This is a genomic window from Pseudomonas sp. PVC-3-1 (assembly GCF_057444315.1).
The window spans coordinates 1,742,566-1,760,995 of the sequence record NZ_CM172023.1; the positions used below are offsets into that span (position 1 = coordinate 1,742,566).

Sequence of the window (18,430 nt, forward strand, 5' to 3'; positions counted from 1 at the left end):
TCCGTAAGGAGCATTTATGCGTCATTACGAAATCGTGTTCCTGGTTCACCCGGACCAGAGCGAACAAGTCGGTGGCATGGTCGAGCGTTACACCAAGGCCATCGAAGAAGACGGCGGCAAAGTTCACCGTCTGGAAGACTGGGGCCGTCGTCAGCTGGCTTACGCCATCAACAACGTGCACAAGGCTCACTACGTTCTGATGAACGTCGAGTGCACCGCCAAGGCCCTGGCAGAGCTGGAAGACAACTTCCGCTACAACGACGCCGTGATCCGTAACATGGTCATCCGTCGCGACGAAGCCGTTACCGGCCAGTCCGAAATGCTGAAGGCCGAAGAGAGCCGCAACGAGCGCCGTGAGCGCCGTGAGCGTCCCGAATCGAACGAGGGCGAGTCCGCTGACGGCGAAGATAGCCGCGACAGCGCTGACGAGTAATCCCGGACCAGTATTGAGGAGCCACACACATGGCACGTTTCTTCCGTCGTCGTAAGTTCTGCCGTTTCACCGCTGAAGGCGTGAAAGAGATCGATTACAAAGATCTGAACACCCTGAAGGCCTACGTTTCCGAAACCGGCAAGATCGTTCCGAGCCGTATCACCGGCACCAAAGCCAAGTACCAGCGTCAGCTGGCGACCGCTATCAAGCGCGCCCGTTACCTGGCCCTGCTTCCCTACACCGACAGCCACGGCCGTTGATCGGGCAGTCGACTGGAATTGATGGATAGATCGCATGCGCGCATTGGCTGAATTTGTCATGCGAGGCCGCATGCAGGCGACCCTGGTGGTCGTCGCAGCCGCGGTACTGCAGCCTTTGTTCTGGCTCGGTGCCGCAGCAGGCAGTCTGGTGCTGTTGCGCCGTGGTCCCAGCGATGCCTTTGGCATCCTGGCCTGGGCGCTGCTTCCGGCACTGGCCTGGTGGTACCTGGGTGACCCCAGCGTGAGTCTGGTTCTGGTGGGTAGTGCCGTGCTGGCGCAGGTTCTGCGCAGCAAGGTGTCCTGGAACCAGGTGATGCTGGCGAGCGTTGTGCTCGGTGCGGTGTTCGTGCTGCTGCTCAGCACGGTGTCGGCCGGGTTGGTCGCGGGTCTTGCCGATGCATTCGGCAAGGCACTGCCGCAGGTTCTGGCCGAAGCCAAGCTTTCGCCGGAACAGATGGCCGCCCTGCAGGCGGAGATGGTTCCGACCATCACCGGCCTGATGGCAGCCTCGCTGCAGACGATCAGCCTGTTGTGCCTGATGCTGGCGCGTTATTGGCAAGCAGTACTGTTCAACCCGGAAGGGTTTGGCCGCGAGTTCCGCGCACTGCGCCTGTCGCCGGGCACGGCTGTAGCGCTGCTGGTCGGCGTTGTGGCACTGCCTTTCGCAGGGCCCGCGGCCACCATGCTGGCGCCGCTGTGCATGATCCCGCTGCTGTTCGCCGGGATCGCACTGGGGCACGGCCTGGCCGCGCTGAAGAAGCTTCCGGGCTTCTGGCTGGCACCGCTGTACCTGCTGGTATTCGTACTGGGCAATGTGATCTGTCTTGTCGCCGTAGTCGACAGTCTGTTTGATTTTCGCGGTCGTCTGGCGAAACGCCAGAAAGCTGCGAACGGTGAAGGTTAAAAGTTAAGAGGTAAGACTCAAATGGAAGTCATCCTGCTGGAAAAGATCGCCAAACTGGGCAACCTGGGCGACAAGCTGAACGTAAAGGGCGGTTACGCTCGTAACTACCTGCTGCCGCAGGGCAAAGCCACCGCTGCCACCGCTGCCAACGTCGCTGCTTTCGAAGAGCGCCGTGCAGAGCTGGAAAAAGCCGCTGCTGAGAAAAAAGCCGCTGCTGAAGCTCGTGCTGCCCAACTGGCCGAACTGATCGTGACCATCGGCGCCCACGCTGGCGACGAAGGCAAGCTGTTCGGTTCGATCGGCACCCGCGACATCGCCGACGCCGTTTCGGCTGCCGGCTACCCGCTGGAAAAGAGCGAAGTTCGCCTGCCCGACGGCGCCCTGCGCGCTGTAGGCGAATACAACATCGAAGTGCAACTGCACATGGATGTTGATGCAACCCTGCACGTGGTTGTAGTCGCCGAGTAAGCGATCCGTCGCTAGGACGATTCACACGGCTTGCCTGTGTGAAGCTGTCCGCTAACAATGGGCACGGTACCGAATCTCGGTCCGTGCCCTTTGTTTTTTCAGCCGTTTCATTCAACACGAAGAGCCCATGAACGACATCACCGTCCCCGAGCAATACGACCTGCAGACCGCTTCCCTCAAGGTGCCGCCGCACTCGATCGAAGCCGAACAGGCAGTGCTGGGCGGTCTGATGCTCGACAACAACGCATGGGAGCGCGTCTCCGACGCCGTGTCCGATGGCGACTTCTACCGCCATGACCATCGCCTGATCTTCCGCGCCGTCTACAAGCTCGCCGAAGCCAACCAGCCGATCGACGTGGTCACCCTTTCCGAGCAGCTCGAGCGTGAAGGCCAGCTGTCCCAGGTGGGCGGTCTGGCCTACCTTGCCGAGCTGGCGAAGAACACCCCCTCGGTGGCGAACATCAAGGCGTATGCGGGCATCATTCGCGAGCGCGCCACGTTGCGGCAGCTGATCGGCATCAGCAGTGACATCGCCGACAGCGCTTTCAACCCCGAAGGGCGCAGCGCCAACGAAGTGCTCGACGAAGCCGAGCGCAAGATTTTCGAGATCGCCGAAGCGCGCCCCAAGACCGGCGGCCCGGTGGGCATCGGCGACATCCTGGTCAAGACCATCGACCGCATCGACCACCTGTTCAACACCTCGGACGCGCTGACCGGTATCACCACCGGCTTCACCGACCTCGACGAGAAGACCAGTGGCCTGCAGCCGTCCGACCTGATCATCGTTGCCGGCCGTCCGTCGATGGGCAAGACCACCTTCGCCATGAACCTGGTGGAGAACGCCTTGATGCGCAGCGACAAGGCGATCCTGGTGTACTCCCTGGAGATGCCCTCCGACTCCATCGTGATGCGTATGCTGGCCTCGCTTGGTCGCATCGACCAGACCAAGGTACGTACCGGCAAGCTGGATGACGAGGATTGGCCGCGCCTGACCTCGGCGGTGAACCTGCTCAGTGACCGCAAGCTTTTCATCGACGACACCGCCGGCATCTCGCCCTCGGAAATGCGCGCGCGGACCCGCCGCCTGGCGCGGGAGCACGGTGAGATCGGCATGATCATGGTCGACTACCTGCAGCTGATGCAGATTCCCGGTTCCGCCGGCGATAACCGGACCAACGAGATTTCCGAGATTTCCCGCTCGCTCAAGGCGCTGGCGAAGGAATTCAACTGTCCGGTGGTGGCGCTCTCCCAGCTCAACCGCTCGCTGGAACAGCGCCCCAACAAGCGCCCGGTGAACTCCGACCTGCGCGAATCCGGAGCGATCGAGCAGGACGCCGACGTGATCATGTTCGTCTACCGCGACGAGGTGTATCACCCGGAGACCGAGTTCAAGGGTGTCGCCGAGATCATCCTCGGCAAGCAGCGTAACGGCCCCATCGGCACCGTGCGCGTGGCCTTCCTTGGCCGCTACAGCCGCTTCGAGAATCTCGCGCCCGGCATGTACAACTTCGAAGACGAGTAACGATGCCGCATTCCGCGTGACCGACGGGCGCCTTAAGATAGGCGCCCGTTTTCATTGCAGAGGCCGCCATGCGCCCGCTCGTCGCCCACGTCGATCTAGCCGCCATTCGCCACAACTACGCCGTCGCCAAGCGCTGCGCGCCCGGCCGTGAGGCCTTTGCGGTGGTCAAGGCGAACGCCTACGGGCATGGCGCGCGTGAAGTGGTGAGCTGCCTGCATGATGACGCTGATGGCTTTGCGGTGGCCTGCCTGGAAGAAGCCGCCGAGGTGCGCGCCTTGCACGCCGGCACCCGCATCCTGTTGTTGGAAGGTTGCTTCGAGCCGGCGGAATACCTGATCGCCGCCCAACTGCGCCTGGACGTGGCGGTGCAAGGCCCCGAGCAGGCCCAGGCACTGCTCGCCGCGCAACTGCCCAGTGCGCTCAATGTGTGGATGAAGCTGGACACCGGCATGCACCGCCTGGGCTTCTCGCCCGAGGCGCTGCGTGACTGGCATCCGCGCCTGCGCCAAGCGCCGCAGGTGGCCGAGCTGAACCTGATGAGCCACTTTGCCAATGCCGACCTGCGCGGCGACGAGCTGACCGAAGATCAGGTGGCGTGCTTCCTCAGTGTGCTGGATCTGGATTTCGACCAGCGTTCGCTGGCCAACTCCGCCGCCGTGCTGACCATTCCCGCCGCGCACATGGACTGGATTCGTCCCGGCATCATGCTCTATGGCGCCACGCCCTTCGCCGACATCGGCGCGACTGAACTGGGCCTGCGCCCGGCCATGAGCCTCGAGGCGCAGCTGATCGCCGTGCGCGAGGTGGCGGTCGGTGAGAGCGTTGGTTACGGCGCGAGCTGGGTGGCCGAGCGGCCGTCGCGCATCGGCACCGTGAGCTGCGGGTATGCCGATGGTTATCCGCGCCACGCGCCGAGCGGCACGCCGGTGCTGGTGGATGGGCAGCGCACGATGCTGGCCGGGCGCGTGTCCATGGACATGCTGGCGGTGGACCTGACTGATCTGCCCAACGCCGCTGTAGGCGACCGTGTCGAGTTGTGGGGCGCCAACCTGCCGGTGGACGAGGTGGCGGCCCATGCCGGGACCATCGGCTACGAGCTGCTGACCAAGGTCACCGCCCGCGTGCCGCGCCGCTACCGCAGCTGATCAGGCACGGTCCTCGCTTTCCAGCCATTCGTTTTCCTGCCAGAGCTCGCTGGTCTCGCCAGCAGGCTCGCTGGCCATGGCATAGGCCGCCCGGCCGTTGCCCTTCACCTCGTAGAGCGCCTGGTCGGCGGCCTTGTAGAGCTTGCTGAACTGCATGGCATGGCTGGGATAGATGGCCACGCCGATGCTCGGCGTGACGCGCAGTTCCAGGCTGTCGAACTTCACCGGGCGTGACAGCTCGTTGAGGATGCGGCAGGCGATTTCCTTGGCGTGCCCCTCGGCATCCGGGCCCGAGATCAGCGCGGCGAATTCATCGCCGCCCAGGCGCGCCACGCAGTCGCTGCCGCGCACGCACTGGCGCAGGCGGTTGCCGACGTTCTGCAGCATGAAGTCCCCGGCGTCATGGCCGTGGCTGTCGTTGATCGGCTTGAAGTGGTCCAGGTCGATCAGCATCAGGGCCAGCGTCTCGCCATTCTGCTGCGCCCTGGTCAGGGCGTGCTCGGCGTGTTCCACCAGATAGCGACGGTTCGGCAGGCCGGTCAGCGGGTCGTAGTGTGCGGCGTGCTGCAACTGTACTTCGCGTTCGCGCAGCAACTGGTTGCTCTGGGTGAGTTCGGCGGTGCGCTCGGCCACGGCGGTGGCGAGGTCCTGCTGGGCGCTCTGCATCAGCGTCAGGCGCGCGCTTTTCTCGCGGTCGGCCTGTTCCAATGCCTGGGCGCGTTCGCGCTTGAGGCCCTGGATGCGTGAGGTGAGGGCGAAGGAGAACAGCACCGATTCCATGGCCACGGCGATGGGGAAGATGTAGGAGGTCAGCGGCGAGGGTTGTACGACACCCGCGGCGCGCAACACCGAGATGCTCACGCTGGTCAGCACCAGGCCGAAGCCAAGCAGGTAGAGGAAGGCCGGGAAGGAACCCTGGCGCCAGCGCACCAGGGCGCCGCCGAGGGCTGCCGGCACGCCGATCAGGGTAATCGCCACCAGCATCCAGCCGGCTACGCCACGCAGGTGCAGGGCGCCGAGGACGATGGTCAGCACATACAGCGCGCAGTTCAGGTTCAGCAGCCAGTGCGACCAGCGCACATGGCGACGGGTTTGCAGCAGGGTGATGGTGAAGCGGTGCACGCACAGGCCCCAGAGCGAGGGCAGGGTAATGCGGTCCAGCCACCAGGGTACCGGGTGGTTCGGCCAGAAGTACTCGAAACCGTGGCCAGTCATGCCCAGGCTGAACAGCAGCGCGCTGGCGGTGGTCAGCACGTACCAGAAGTACGCCCGGTCGCGGAGGGTCAGCAGGATGAACAGGTTGTACAGCAGCAGCGCGGCGATCAGGCCGTAGATGAAACCGAGGAACAGGCTGGTATCGGCGCGATGGTCCTGCAGGTCATTCAGCGACCAGATGCGCAACGGGAAGGAGTTGCCAGCCGGATCGTAGACGCGGGCATAGAGGCGTACCGGGCCGGTGCCTTCGGGCAGGTGGAAGACCGGGCGGCGATAGTCGCGATCTCGCCCTTCGGCGAAGGGCACGGCCTCGCCGGACAGCACCTGGCGGTAATTCCCCTGGGCGTCCGGCAGATAAAGGCGCAGGTCCTTCAGGTTGACCGCATCTACCTCCAGCCACCAGCCACCCACCGGCGAGGTGCGGCGGTCGAGGTCCAGGCGCAGCCACCAGCCGTCGGGGCTCTGGCCGACACTGGTGCGGCCGTTGGCCGGTACGAAGTCGCGGCTGGCCTGCACGGCCTCCAGCGTCATGGGGCTGCCGTGTTCCTGCAGCAATTCGAGGTGATCATTGAGCCAGGCGCCGCTGGCCTTGTCGTCCAGTTCGAAGGCGAGCGCCATATGGCAGAACAGCAGGGTAAGCAACAGCACGAAGGCACGACGCACGACAGGCACTCCCTGGCCTGGTCGGGATGGCCAGGCGTACTGCGGATAGTGGCTGAAGTATAGCCAGATGATGGCATTGGCAATCTACCGTGCGCCGGTTAAATCCCCCCCTAAATCTGAGTTCGATGGTCGGATTTGTACACTTTTTGTGCTATATTCCGCGCCCGCGTTTTTCCGCGATACCTACTTAGAGATACCCGGTGCCCGTGATGCAAGCCGCCAAGCCGTTGTTCGACTATCCCAAGTTCTGGGCCGAGTGTTTCGGCCCGGCGCCGTTCCTGCCCATGAGCAAGGAAGAGATGGATCAGCTGGGTTGGGATTCCTGCGACATCATCATCGTCACCGGGGATGCCTACGTTGACCATCCGTCGTTTGGCATGGCCATCATCGGTCGTCTGCTGGAGGCCCAGGGCTTCCGCGTGGGCATCATTGCCCAGCCGGACTGGCGCTCGAAGGACGACTTCATGAAGCTCGGCCAGCCGAATCTGTTCTTCGGCGTGGCGGCGGGCAACATGGACTCGATGATCAACCGCTACACCGCCGACAAGAAGATCCGCAGCGATGATGCCTACACGCCGGGCGGCCTGGCCGGCAAGCGCCCGGATCGCGCCAGCCTGGTCTACAGCCAGCGCTGCAAGGAAGCCTACAGCGACACGCCGGTGGTTCTTGGCGGCATCGAGGCTTCGTTGCGCCGCATCGCCCACTACGACTACTGGCAGGACAAGGTGCGCCGCTCCATCCTGATGGACGCCACCGCCGATATCCTGCTGTACGGCAACGCCGAGCGTGCCGTGGTGGAGATCGCCCAACGCCTGGCGGCCGGCGAGCAGGTCGAGCAGATCACCGACGTGCGCGGCACCGCCTTCGTACGCCGCGACACCCCTGAAGGCTGGTTCGAGGTGGACTCCACCCGCATCGACCGTCCGGGCAAGGTCGACAAGATCATCAACCCGTACGTGAACACCCAGGACACCGCCGCCTGCGCCATCGAGCAGGAGAAGGGCGAGCAGGAAGACCCGAACGAAGCCAAGGTCGTACAACTGCTGGCCCACCCGCGCCTGGAGCGCGAGCGCACGGTGATCCGCCTGCCGTCGTTCGAGAAGGTGCGCAGCGACGCGGTGCTCTATGCCCACGCCAACCGCGTACTGCACCTTGAGACCAACCCGGGCAACGCCCGCGCCCTGGTGCAGAAGCATGGTGAGGTGGACGTGTGGTTCAACCCGCCGCCCATCCCGATGAGCACCGAGGAAATGGACTACGTGTTCGGCATGCCCTATACGCGCGTGCCGCACCCGCTCTATGGCAAGGAGAAGATCCCGGCCTACGAGATGATCCGTTTCTCGGTGAACATCATGCGAGGCTGCTTCGGTGGCTGCACCTTCTGCTCGATCACCGAGCACGAGGGGCGGATCATCCAGAATCGCTCCCACGAGTCGATCCTCGCCGAGATCGAGGAGATGAAGAAGGTGCCGGGCTTCACCGGCGTCGTCTCCGACCTCGGCGGCCCGACCGCCAACATGTACCGCATCGCCTGCAAGGACCCGGAGATCGAGCGTCACTGCCGCAAGCCGTCCTGCGTGTGGCCGGGCATCTGCGAGAACCTCAACACCGACCACTCCTCGCTCATCGAGTTGTACCGCAAGGCCCGCGCCCTGCCGGGCGTGAAGAAGATCCTGATCGCTTCCGGCCTGCGCTACGACCTGGCCGTGGAGTCGCCCGAGTATGTGAAGGAACTGGTGACGCACCACGTCGGTGGCTACCTCAAGATCGCCCCGGAGCACACCGAGGAAGGCCCGCTGTCGAAGATGATGAAGCCGGGCATCGGCACCTACGACGCCTTCAAGCGCATGTTCGAGAAGTTCTCCAAGGAAGCGGGCAAGGAGCAGTACCTGATCCCGTACTTCATCGCGGCGCATCCGGGCACCACCGACGAGGACATGATGAACCTCGCCCTGTGGCTCAAGCGCAACGGCTTCCGCGCCGACCAGGTGCAGGCGTTCTATCCCTCGCCCATGGCCAGCGCGACCGCCATGTACCACTCGGGCAAGAACCCGCTGCGCAAGGTCACCTACAAGAGCGACGGCGTGACCATCGTCAAGAGCGACCAGCAGCGCCGCCTGCACAAGGCCTTCCTGCGTTACCACGACCCGAAGGGCTGGCCGATGCTGCGCGAAGCGCTGGAGCGCATGGGCCGCGCCGACCTGATCGGCAACGGCAAGCACCACCTGATCCCGACCTACCAGCCGCAGACCGACGAGTACCAGAGCGCGCGCCGCAAGAACTCCACTCCGGCCGGCAGCAAGAAGACCGGCAAGCCGCTGCTGACCCAGCATACCGGCCTGCCGCCGCGGGCCAGCAACGGCTCCAAGCCGTGGAACAAGGCCGAGGAAGGCAAGGCCAGCGGCTACGCCAAGGGCAAGAAGCGGACCACCAAGCGGCAGCCGAACATCCCGCGCTGATCCGTCCGCCTGTGCTGTAAAAAAGGGCGTGCCCGCTAAGCGGTCACGCCCTTTTGCTTGAAGAAGCTCACGTAGGCCTTGTCCACCTTCAGGATGTGGTGGATCAGCCAGGCCTTGAGCAGCTCCAGCGCCTCGACTGAAACAACCTCGCCATCCTCGTGGCGGTACAGCAGGTCGATGATCTGCCGATTGAAGCGGTCATGCTCGGCCCGGTGTGCCTCCTCCTCGGGATAGCCCAGGCGCTGGAACAGCACTTCCTCGACGATGAAGTGATTCATCGTGTATTCCACCAACTGCTCCAGCAGCTCACCGATGGGCTGGCCCTCGCCATCCGGGCCGTTGAGGCTGTCGTACAGCGCGTTGGTGAGGTCGACCAGCCAGCGGTGCTGTTCATCGATCCGCTCGATTCCGATCACGAACTCGTCGTTCCAGGGCATGAAGCTCATCCGTGCACTCCTTGGATTGGAAGCGCCGATCATCCCGATCCGTGGCGGGGAAACAGTGACGTCAATCAATCAAAGTGCGATGCGTCTGAAGGGCTGGCGTGGCGCGGGATGTAGGAGTATTCTCGGGCTTAATTGGTACGATAGTTCCATATGATAAAAACAAGACCGGAGCCCGCCATGCGTCTCGCTACCCTCTCCCTTCTCGCATTCTCCATTGCCCTGGCCGCCTGCGGCGAAGGCGACAAGCCCACCGCCGCCGTCAGCAGCGATTTCCAGAAGGACCTGCAGGCCCGTCTGATCAAGGCCAAGGCCGGTGATGTCATCGACATCCCCGCCGGTACCTACCACCTGGACCGCAGCCTCAGCCTGAAGGTGGATGGCGTGACCATCCGCGGCGCCGGAATGGACAAGACCATCCTCAACTTCAAGAACCAGAAGGCCGGTGCTGAAGGGCTGTTCGTCGACGCCTCCGACTTCACCCTGGAGAACCTCGCCATCGAGGACACCAAGGGCGATGGCCTGAAAGTCATCGGCGGCAAGAACATCGTCATCCGCAACATCCGCACCGAGTGGACCAACGGCGCCTCCACCGAAAACGGCGGCTACGGCATCTATCCGGTACAGACCGAGAACACCCTGCTCGAAGGCAACGTCGCCATCGGCGCCTCGGACTCGGGAATCTACGTGGGCCAGTCGCGCAACGTGGTGGTGCGCAACAACCGCGCCGAGCGCAATGTCGCCGGCATCGAGATCGAGAACACCATCGGCGCCGATGTCTACAACAACGTCGCCACTGACAACACCGGCGGCATCCTCGTCTTCAACATGCCCAACCTGCCGCAGCCAGGGCGCGGCACCCGTGTCTTCGACAACGACGTGCAGGGCAACAACCACGAGAACTTCGGCCACAAGGGCACCCCGGTGGCCAGCGTGCCGGCGGGCTCGGGCGTGGTGGTGAACTCCAACGACGACGTCGAGATCTTCAACAACCGAATCGGCAACCACAAGACCGCCAACGTCATCGTCAGCAGCTACTTCAGCACCGGCTATTCGGACAAGGCCACGCAGCCGAACTTCGACCCCTACCCCGAAGGCATCTTCATCCACGGCAACACCTTTGGGCCCGGCGGCGACAGCCCCGACCACCTGGAGCTGAAAGCGCTGAAGATCGCCAAGTTCGGCCTCAACGGACGACTGCCGGACATCCTCTGGGACGGCTACTTCAACCAGAAGAAACTGGTCGACGGCAAGCTGCCTGAAGCCCTGGCCATCTGTATCGACAACGGCAACGCCGGCATCGTCAACGTCGACGGCCCCAACGGCTACAAGAACATCAGCACCGACATCAGCTCGCACCAGTGCAAGCTCAAGCCGTTGCCCAAGATCGAACAGGCCGGGCTGGGTGAGAAGGGCAACAAGGCATGATGAAACCCGCTTCGTTCCTGTTGTCGCTCGCCCTGGCCACGTTGGTGGCCGGGTGCGGGCAGGAGAGCAAGCCGCGTTACCAGCCCGAAGGCGACGACTACCCGGAAAAGCTCAGTGGCTGGGGCATGCTGCACCTGGCGGGCGGCCACCTGACGCCGGCTGCCGAGGTACTGCCCTATGACCTGAATACCTCGTTGTTCACCGACTACGCGCACAAGCTGCGCACCGTGTGGATGCCCGAAGGGCAGTCCGCGCAGTACGCCGAGGATCGCTTCGACTATCCCGTCGGCACCGTGCTGACCAAGACTTTCTATTACCCGAAGGACGCCCAGGGCAACCTGCTGCGGAACAACCAGGACGACCGCGACCCCAAGGCCGGGCTCGACATGGCCAAGGTGCACCTGGTGGAGACCCGCGTGCTGGTGCGGCAGAAGGACGGGTGGGCGGCGCTGCCCTACGTGTGGAATGCCGACCAGAGCGAAGCGACCCTGGAGGTCGCCGGCGACAGTCCCGCGCTGGAGCTGACCGCCGAGGACGGCACGAAGACCGCCTTCACCTACATGGTCCCGGACGCCAACCAGTGCTCCGAATGCCACGCCGAGCAGAAGGGCGGCGGCATCGCGCCGCTGGGGCCCAAGGCGCGGCACCTGAACAAGGACTTTGCCTACGCCGAGGGTAGCGACAACCAGCTGCAGCACTGGCAGGCGCGCGGCTTCCTCAAGGGCCTGCCGGCGCTGGCGCAGGTGCCGCAGAACGCCCTGTGGGGCCATCCGCGCCCCGGTGAAGACCTGGAGAAACAGGCGCGCAGCTACCTCGACGTCAACTGTTCGCACTGCCACAACCCCAAGGGCGCGGCGCGCACTTCAGGTTTGCACCTTGATCCGCACACCCCGGTCTCCATTGCCTATGGCCTCTGCAAACCGCCGGTGGCAGCAGGCGGCGGTACCGGTGGGCGGCTTGAGGACATCCACCCCGGCAGCCCGGAGAAATCCGTACTGAACTACCGCGTCGGCAGCGACAAACCGGGCGACATGATGCCCGAACTGGGCCGCACGCTGGTGCACCGCGAAGGGCTGGAAATGCTCAACCGCTGGATCGCCTCGCTACCCGGCGACTGCTAGTGGAATGACGCCCGGAGCCCGCCAGGGCTCTGGGCTGAGCACTGCGACGAGCAAACGGCTGGGGCCGTGCTAGCGTTCATCTGGTCCCTTTCTCTCGCAGGTGCGCTTCCATGGACGATACGAACATCATCAATGTGGGTACGGAGAAGATCAACGCACTGTGGGCGACGGTTTCGCAGTACGCGCTCGCTTTCGGTGTAAAGATTCTCGTCGCCATTCTCTTCTGGGTGCTCGGCCGCTGGTTGATCAGCTTCGCGGTCGGACTGGTGGAAAAGGCCCTGGCTCGACAGAGTGTCGACCCGACGGTCCTGCGTTATGTGGGCTCCTTCATCACCGTCACCCTGAACATCCTCCTGGTCGTCGGCATCCTCGGTTACTTCGGCGTGCAGACCACCAGCCTCGCCGCGCTGATCGCCGCCATCGGCCTGGCCATCGGCATGGCCTGGTCCGGCTTGCTGGCGAACCTCGCGGCGGGCGGTTTCATCATCGTGCTGCGGCCGTTCAAGGTCGGTGATTTCGTCACCGCTGGCGGCGTGACCGGCACCGTGAAGGAGATCGGTCTGTTCGCCACCGCCATCAACACCCCGGACAACGTCCTGACCCTGGTGGGCAACAACAAGATCTTCAGCGACACCATCCAGAACTACACCCACAACCCGTACCGCCGCGTGGAGCTCAAGGCGCAGCTCTCCGGTGCCGCTGACTATGCGGCGGCTGTCGCCGTGCTCAAGCAACGCGTCGCGGCCATCCCCAACGTGCTGAGCGACCCGCCGGTGGATGTGGAGATCCTCGAGTTCAACCTCGTCGGCCCGGTGCTCGCCGTACGCCCGTATTGCCACAATGACAACTACTGGCAGGTCTACTTCGACACCAACCGCACCATCAAGGAAGCCCTGGGCACCGACTTCCCGGCGCCGATGCCGGCGCAGACGGTGATCGTCCAGCAGTCGGCGAACAGCTGACGGCTCCCGCTCCTGCAAAGGCCGCCGCGAGGCGGCCTTTTCTTTTATCGCGCGACTACTCCAGGCGGGACCGATGGCGTACCTGGCGGGATGAGTGGCGCGGTACTTCGGACGCCTTCCTAGCTGCACTCCCGATCCCGATCGGCTGGCGGATTTTTCCCTTCCATCTCCCAGCCAATGTCTGGCTGACCGCCCCGCGTTGTGCCTTGCACCCTTGAGGCTCATTCCTCACAGGCGAGGCGACGGGCATGGACGGCGGCAAGCGGAGCGAAGGATTCACCCTGGTGGAAGTGCTGGTCTCGGTGCTCATCCTCGGCATCGGATTGCTGGGGCTGGCAGGTCTGCAGAACGTCTGCATTGCCGCCGGCTACAGCTCGTTGCAGCGTTCCCAGGCCTCCTGGCTGGCCGTCGACATGGCTGATCTGTTGCGCGCCAATCCGGACGCCGCCCGCGCTGGCGACTACGACACGAACTTCGCCGACGTGGCCGCTGGATGCCCGAAAGGCAGCGGCGCTACACGGGCTCAACTCGACCTCGGCCTCTGGCAGAGCAACGTTTGCACGGCGCTCGGTGGTACGGGCAGCGGCTCGGTGCAGGTAGTCCGCCGAGGCGATCTGTTCAGCGCGCTGATCGCCGTGCGCTGGAGTGACCGACGTGCCCGAGATCACCTGGCGGCGTCCGGCGACGACTGGGAGACCTTCACCTACCAGGTCGGGTTGTGACATGCGCCAGCGCGGCTTGTCGCTGGTTGAGCTACTGGTCGCCATGGCGCTCAGCCTGTTGCTTCTGGCGGGTGTCATCGAGATCGTTCTCGGCAGCAAGCGCAGCTATCAGGCCGGCAATGCCCTGGCCGAACTGCAGGAGAGCGGACGCTTCGCGCTGGAGGCCATGGCGCAGGACCTGCGCAACACCGGTTTCATCGGAGCCTGCCCGGGCGGGCTGGCCAATGCTTCGGGAATGGATACCGCGCAATACGCGCTGGATAAGTCCGGCATCGAGGGTTACGGCACGGGTATGCCGGCGGTGTCCTGGTTACCGTCCGGGCGGCTGGCCAATACCGATGCGGTGCTGCTGCGCTATGCCTCGGAGCCGGTCCTCGAAGCGAAGTCGATTGTCGGTAATCGCCTGACTCTCGCAGCAAGCGGCGCTGTTGCAGGGGCGTTCTATCTGCTCGGTGATCAACAGTCCTGCCTGCTGCTGCGCAACGCCGCGAATGTCACGAGCCTGCTGGCGGATCGCTCGCTGGAGCACTTCCTGGCGTCGGCGACACGGGTCTATCGGTACCGCTACGCCATCTACTGGGTACGCCGGAACGATGATGGGACGTCGGGATTGTTCGTCACCGACAACAGCGAAACCTCGATCAAATCCACTACCGATGAACTGGTGAATGGTGTCGCCGGGATGAGCTTGCGCTATGGCGTGGCGGAGGCAGGCCGGGACGTGGTGGCGGCCTACAAGGCGGCGCGGGAAATGACCGCCAGCGACTGGCGCCGCGTGCGCACGGTGCGCATCAGCCTGTTGCTGCAAAGCCAGACCCGTGACGTGGACGAGGCACCGAAGGCGATGGAGTTCGACGGCCGGACTCTGGCGCCGGACGCGGAGCGAAGACTGCGGCTGGTGATGGGCAGCACCGTCGCGCTGCGCAATCCGTTGCCATGAAGGGGAGGACGCCGATGCGTGGTGAATCCGAGCGCGGGGCGGTGCTGTTGGTCGCGCTGGTCATGTTGCTGCTGCTCACCCTTATTGGCCTTGCGGGCATGCGCATGGAGCAGTTGGAGGAGCGGATGGCCGGCAACCTGCGCGACCGGCAGATGGCGTTCCAGTCGGCAGAAGCGGCACTGAGCGCGGGGGAGTTGGCGGCGCGGGACATTCATCAGCGTAGCGGCGCCGAGGCGTCTGCCTATGGCGCCGACGGCAGCGTGAGTGGCTTTGCGCAGATGGCCGCGGCGCCGGTTTACCAGTTGCGGTTCCTCCGCTGGCTGGGCAACGAAGGGCTGGAAGTGGGCAAAGGTGGTTCGGCCAGTGGGGTGGCCATCGAGGTACGCGCCATCGGCTTTGGCGTGCGTCGCCAGCCTTCGGGGGAACCGGTTTCCAGGGTTCGGTTGAGCAGCATCTACTTCATTCGATGACAGCAAGCAGGAGGTGGCGGTGAGGCTCGCAAGCGTTTGTCTCCTGTGGGGAAGCGCTGCCCTGGCGCACCCGGTGCTGGCCGCGCCGGTCAGCCAGGTGCCGCTGCAGATCGCCAGCGGTGCACCGGGCAATCTCCTGCTGTTGCCGTCTTCGGCCAGTTCGGCGACGGCAGCAGCGGCCAATCCGGAGCCTGCCTACGCTGCCGGCGAGCGATACTTCGGCTACTTCGACCCGGACAAGTGTTATGCCTACCGCTTCGGTGAAGCCCCGTCGGACCGCTATTTCCACCCCGTCGGCCCCGCCCAGGGCCATGCCTGTCGCCAAGCTTGGAGCGGCAACTTCCTCAACTGGGCGACGGCGCAAGCCATCGATATCTACCGCACAGTGCTGACCGGGGGCGATCGCTTCGTCGATAGCATCGGACAGACGCTGCTGCAGAAAGGCTTGAGCCTGGAGCAGGGCGAGGCTTTTGCGGATCGCGCCTTGCCGCCGAACGCTGTCGCGAGCGGCACGCCATTCTCTGGTACAGCGCTTCATCTGCGCATTGCGGGGCAGGGACGTAGCCTGTTGCTCAGTCGCAGCTCGGACTTTCCTGGTGAGCCGCAGGAGTTTGTGCCCGGCGAGCCGCTGTTGCCGGCGGCGTCCTACCGGTTGGCGGTGCGCGTGCAGGTCTGCGTTGCCGGTCAACTGGAGCGCAACTGCCAGCGCTACGGCGAGCACTACAAGCCCGAGGGGCTGCTGCAGCATTACTCTGAGCGCTTGCGCTTCAGCGTCTTCGGCCGGTCGGAGCTGGGTGAGGGCGTGGTGCTACGCGCACCGCAGAAGTTTGTCGGGCCCAGGTTGGACGATGGGCGGGATAACCCGCAGAAGGAATGGTCGGCGCAGACCGGCGTATTCATCAATCGGCCGGCCAGTGTGATGGTCTCTCTCAATCGTTTCGACGAGGCCCGGCCGAGGTCGTTCGATGATATGGGCGAGTTGCTCCATGCTGCCATCCGCTATCTGCGTCATCAGGACGGTGACGGGGGCTCGGCCCATTGGCGTGACCCGCTCACCAATGCCTGCCAGCGCAACGCCCTGCTTGGGATCGGCGGCGCGGGCGATGGCGAGGCAGGCGCGAGTCTGCTGCGCCTTGGTGATCCGGACGTGGCCTGGGCCGCGCGGCAGGTGGAGGCCATGCAGGGTGGCGCAGGCTCCGACGCCTCGCTTGCGTTGGCAGGCCTGGCCTATGACGCCCATGTGCGCGATCTGCGCCCGGACCTGCCAGGCCGGCAAAGCGCCTCCACCTACTGGCTGGCGACTCCCCAGGAAGTGACCGGGCAGGGTAGTGCGCTCTGGCTGACGGCCCTGTACGGCGGCTTCGCTGTCCCGCGTAGCTACTCGCCTGTGCTTGGCTCGCCACTGCCGGAAAGCCGATGGAAGGGGGTGGACGGCTGGCCGGCCAACCTGCTGCGGCTCGCCGAACCCGACAAGCTGCGCGATGAGCTGAAGCAGGCATTTGCTCGCGTGGCTGGCGATGATCCAGTGAGCGTCGGTAACTTCAGCGCGGGCCCGCAATCGAATGAGTGGTTCAGCACAGTATTGGAAGGACGCCGCTGGAGTGGCGACCTGCAGCTGTGGCGCGAGGGCGAGCGGCAGCCGCAATGGTCGGCCGCGCGAAAGCTGGATGAATTGAGCGAGGTACAACTGGCGGGGCGAAATCTCCTGTCCGTGCGGCCTGCCAGCGCGGCTGCGGATGGATCGCGGGTTGCCCGCGAAGGTGTGCCTTTCATCTGGAGCGCCTTGGACGACGAGCAACGTCGCAACCTGAGTGTTGAGCAGGGGGACGCGCTGATGGACTACCTGCGTGGTTCCCGACTGCTGGAGCACCGCGAGCCGGGCAGCGCCTCGTCGTTCCGCCAGCGCGCCAGCCGGCTGGGCGATATCGTCGGATCACGGCCTGTCTACTCCTGGCACGACCCTCAGCCCTACGACGAGCTGCCCAAGCCGCTGGGCAGCAGCTACCGAGAGTTTCTCACCAGCGCGCTGTATCGGCAGCGTGCGCCGCTGGTGGCGGTGGGCGCCAATGACGGCATGCTGCATGGGTTCGATGCGCGTGATGGGCGGGAGCTGTTTGCCTACGTGCCAGCGGCGGTACTGGGGCATCTGCGCGAGTTGGCCGACGCTGGCTACACCCATCGCTACTACGTCGATGGTTCGCCCACGGTGGGCAACGCCTGGATCGGCGGGCAATGGCGGACGCTACTGGTGGGAGGCCTGGGCGCTGGCGGCAACAGCCTGTTCGCGCTGGACGTCACCGACCCCGAGAGCGTGCGCCCAGGCAGTGTGCTCTGGGAATTCAGCCATCCCGACCTTGGCTACACGCTGGGGCGGCCAACGCTCATGGCCCTGGGCTCGGGCAAGTTCGTGGTGGCGTTGTCCTCGGGTGCCAGGGACCCGGAAAAACGCGGCGGGGACATCTGGTTGCTCGATGCCGAGGATGGTCATGTGCTCAAGCGCATTCATCTGCCGGACGCCGGCGATCTCGGGGCGGTGACGGCGATCAGCAGCCAGGGCGATGTCACCGCCAATCGCCTCTACGTGGGTGACAGCCTTGGCAATCTCTGGCGTGTGGACCTGTCGGGAGAAGCGGGCGGCGATTCTGCGATTCCGTCGTCACTGGGCGGCAAGCCGCTGTTCCGCGCCCTGGCGCCGGATGGCAGCCCACAGGCGATCAGCGCACCGTTGGCGGCCGCGCTGGACCGCAGCGGGCAGGTGCGTGTGCTGTTCGGCAGCGGTCGTTTCTACCGGGTGGGCGACGATGAACCTTCAGGGAAGATCGACAGCCTGTACGGCGTGCTGGATGACGGGCAGGCATTTGCTGGACGGCCCGACCTTCGGCCGGTGGGGCCGAGTGTCGACGTGGACCCCGTTCGTGGCTGGTATCTGGACCTGCCGGCCGACGGTTCGCGCACCATCGAACAGGCGCAGATACGTGACGGTAAATGGGTGCTGTTCAACCTGGTTGCGCTGGCGGAGGACCCCTGCAGCGACCCCCTCATTCATTCTGCAGTCGTGCTGGATCTCGGCAGTGGGGAGGGGCTGGCCGGGCGCTTGCCCAAGGGCGATCTGTCGAACGTTGACGGGGGGCAGCAGTCGAGTGGAGCGCTGTTCCAGGCCGATCCCTCCGGCGACCTGCGCCTCCTGACCCTGGATCGCGACGGCCGCGGGCAGAGCCGGAAGGTCGACCTGCCTCGCGACTCTGGCCGAAAGGCCTGGTGGGAGTCTCGCTGAG

16 protein-coding genes are annotated in these 18,430 nt (G+C 64.7%); 14 read left to right on the forward strand and 2 right to left on the reverse strand.

Going from position 1 to position 18,430, the window contains the following annotated elements; translation table 11 throughout:
* The first annotated feature begins 16 nt into the window (after nt 1-16).
* The 6 genes from rpsF to alr all read left to right on the forward strand — a co-directional run bounded on the left by rpsF (nt 17) and on the right by alr (nt 4,732).
* A complete protein-coding gene (gene rpsF, locus AC2T4A_RS08045) occupies nt 17-433 on the forward strand; it encodes a 30S ribosomal protein S6 (RefSeq protein ID WP_054906367.1) in 417 nt (138 codons plus the stop codon).
* 29 nt (nt 434-462) lie between these two features.
* Nucleotides 463-693, forward strand: a complete 231-nt coding sequence (gene rpsR, locus AC2T4A_RS08050) for a 30S ribosomal protein S18 (RefSeq protein WP_003095634.1) — start codon at nt 463-465, stop codon at nt 691-693.
* A gap of 34 nt (nt 694-727) precedes the next feature.
* A complete protein-coding gene (locus AC2T4A_RS08055; protein ID WP_045216250.1) occupies nt 728-1,597 on the forward strand; it encodes a hypothetical protein in 870 nt (289 codons plus the stop codon).
* A 21-nt stretch (nt 1,598-1,618) separates the two neighbouring features.
* Nucleotides 1,619-2,065, forward strand: coding sequence for a 50S ribosomal protein L9 (rplI, locus tag AC2T4A_RS08060; protein WP_015479134.1), 447 nt, complete (start codon nt 1,619-1,621; stop codon nt 2,063-2,065).
* 127 nt (nt 2,066-2,192) lie between these two features.
* Nucleotides 2,193-3,587, forward strand: coding sequence for a replicative DNA helicase (gene dnaB / locus AC2T4A_RS08065; protein WP_138524151.1), 1,395 nt, complete (start codon nt 2,193-2,195; stop codon nt 3,585-3,587).
* 68 nt (nt 3,588-3,655) lie between these two features.
* Nucleotides 3,656-4,732 carry an alanine racemase gene (gene alr, locus AC2T4A_RS08070; protein ID WP_486743051.1) on the forward strand — a complete coding sequence of 359 codons (1,077 nt, stop codon included), beginning with the start codon at nt 3,656-3,658 and terminating at the stop codon, nt 4,730-4,732.
* Here alr and AC2T4A_RS08075 read toward each other — a convergent pair whose 3' ends face one another.
* Entirely contained in the window at nt 4,733-6,565 is a 1,833-nt protein-coding gene (locus tag AC2T4A_RS08075; RefSeq protein WP_478378654.1) for a diguanylate cyclase domain-containing protein, read from the reverse strand. It abuts the gene before it with no gap.
* 254 nt (nt 6,566-6,819) lie between these two features.
* On the opposite strand from AC2T4A_RS08075, the gene AC2T4A_RS08080 reads away from it, so the two are divergent.
* A complete protein-coding gene (locus AC2T4A_RS08080) occupies nt 6,820-9,069 on the forward strand; it encodes a YgiQ family radical SAM protein (protein ID WP_486743052.1) in 2,250 nt (749 codons plus the stop codon).
* A gap of 35 nt (nt 9,070-9,104) precedes the next feature.
* On the opposite strand, the gene AC2T4A_RS08085 is transcribed toward AC2T4A_RS08080, so the two are convergent.
* Entirely contained in the window at nt 9,105-9,515 is a 411-nt protein-coding gene (locus AC2T4A_RS08085; RefSeq protein WP_416752540.1) for a bacteriohemerythrin, read from the reverse strand.
* A 177-nt stretch (nt 9,516-9,692) separates the two neighbouring features.
* On the opposite strand from AC2T4A_RS08085, the gene AC2T4A_RS08090 reads away from it, so the two are divergent.
* The 7 genes from AC2T4A_RS08090 to AC2T4A_RS08120 all read left to right on the forward strand — a co-directional run bounded on the left by AC2T4A_RS08090 (nt 9,693) and on the right by AC2T4A_RS08120 (nt 18,429).
* On the forward strand, nt 9,693-10,940 hold the full coding sequence (locus AC2T4A_RS08090; RefSeq protein ID WP_478378618.1) for a parallel beta-helix domain-containing protein: 1,248 nt from the start codon (nt 9,693-9,695) through the stop codon (nt 10,938-10,940).
* Entirely contained in the window at nt 10,937-12,061 is a 1,125-nt protein-coding gene (locus AC2T4A_RS08095) for an SO2930 family diheme c-type cytochrome (RefSeq protein WP_486743053.1), read from the forward strand. Before AC2T4A_RS08090 ends, AC2T4A_RS08095 begins: the two co-directional genes overlap by 4 nt.
* A gap of 110 nt (nt 12,062-12,171) precedes the next feature.
* Nucleotides 12,172-13,023, forward strand: a complete 852-nt coding sequence (locus AC2T4A_RS08100; protein ID WP_486743054.1) for a mechanosensitive ion channel family protein — start codon at nt 12,172-12,174, stop codon at nt 13,021-13,023.
* 248 nt (nt 13,024-13,271) lie between these two features.
* Entirely contained in the window at nt 13,272-13,745 is a 474-nt protein-coding gene (gene pilV, locus AC2T4A_RS08105; RefSeq protein WP_486743055.1) for a type IV pilus modification protein PilV, read from the forward strand.
* 1 nt (nt 13,746) lies between these two features.
* Entirely contained in the window at nt 13,747-14,685 is a 939-nt protein-coding gene (locus AC2T4A_RS08110; RefSeq protein ID WP_486743056.1) for a PilW family protein, read from the forward strand.
* A 14-nt stretch (nt 14,686-14,699) separates the two neighbouring features.
* Complete coding sequence (locus tag AC2T4A_RS08115) at nt 14,700-15,155, forward strand: pilus assembly PilX family protein (RefSeq protein WP_486743057.1); 456 nt, start codon at nt 14,700-14,702, stop codon at nt 15,153-15,155.
* 19 nt (nt 15,156-15,174) lie between these two features.
* Entirely contained in the window at nt 15,175-18,429 is a 3,255-nt protein-coding gene (locus AC2T4A_RS08120) for a pilus assembly protein (RefSeq protein ID WP_486743058.1), read from the forward strand.
* Nucleotide 18,430 lies beyond the last annotated feature (1 nt).

Coding starts and splice junctions, on each gene's coding strand:
- AC2T4A_RS08085 (WP_416752540.1), bottom strand. CDS start 9,515: ATGAGCTTCATGCCCTGGAACGACGAGTTCGTGATCGGAATCGAGCGG.
- AC2T4A_RS08080 (WP_486743052.1), top strand. CDS start 6,820: ATGCAAGCCGCCAAGCCGTTGTTCGACTATCCCAAGTTCTGGGCCGAG.
- AC2T4A_RS08055 (WP_045216250.1), top strand. CDS start 728: ATGCGCGCATTGGCTGAATTTGTCATGCGAGGCCGCATGCAGGCGACC.
- pilV (WP_486743055.1), top strand. CDS start 13,272: ATGGACGGCGGCAAGCGGAGCGAAGGATTCACCCTGGTGGAAGTGCTG.
- rpsF (WP_054906367.1), top strand. CDS start 17: ATGCGTCATTACGAAATCGTGTTCCTGGTTCACCCGGACCAGAGCGAA.
- AC2T4A_RS08095 (WP_486743053.1), top strand. CDS start 10,937: ATGATGAAACCCGCTTCGTTCCTGTTGTCGCTCGCCCTGGCCACGTTG.
- AC2T4A_RS08090 (WP_478378618.1), top strand. CDS start 9,693: ATGCGTCTCGCTACCCTCTCCCTTCTCGCATTCTCCATTGCCCTGGCC.
- AC2T4A_RS08075 (WP_478378654.1), bottom strand. CDS start 6,565: ATGGCGCTCGCCTTCGAACTGGACGACAAGGCCAGCGGCGCCTGGCTC.
- dnaB (WP_138524151.1), top strand. CDS start 2,193: ATGAACGACATCACCGTCCCCGAGCAATACGACCTGCAGACCGCTTCC.
- alr (WP_486743051.1), top strand. CDS start 3,656: ATGCGCCCGCTCGTCGCCCACGTCGATCTAGCCGCCATTCGCCACAAC.
- rplI (WP_015479134.1), top strand. CDS start 1,619: ATGGAAGTCATCCTGCTGGAAAAGATCGCCAAACTGGGCAACCTGGGC.
- AC2T4A_RS08115 (WP_486743057.1), top strand. CDS start 14,700: ATGCGTGGTGAATCCGAGCGCGGGGCGGTGCTGTTGGTCGCGCTGGTC.
- rpsR (WP_003095634.1), top strand. CDS start 463: ATGGCACGTTTCTTCCGTCGTCGTAAGTTCTGCCGTTTCACCGCTGAA.
- AC2T4A_RS08100 (WP_486743054.1), top strand. CDS start 12,172: ATGGACGATACGAACATCATCAATGTGGGTACGGAGAAGATCAACGCA.
- AC2T4A_RS08110 (WP_486743056.1), top strand. CDS start 13,747: ATGCGCCAGCGCGGCTTGTCGCTGGTTGAGCTACTGGTCGCCATGGCG.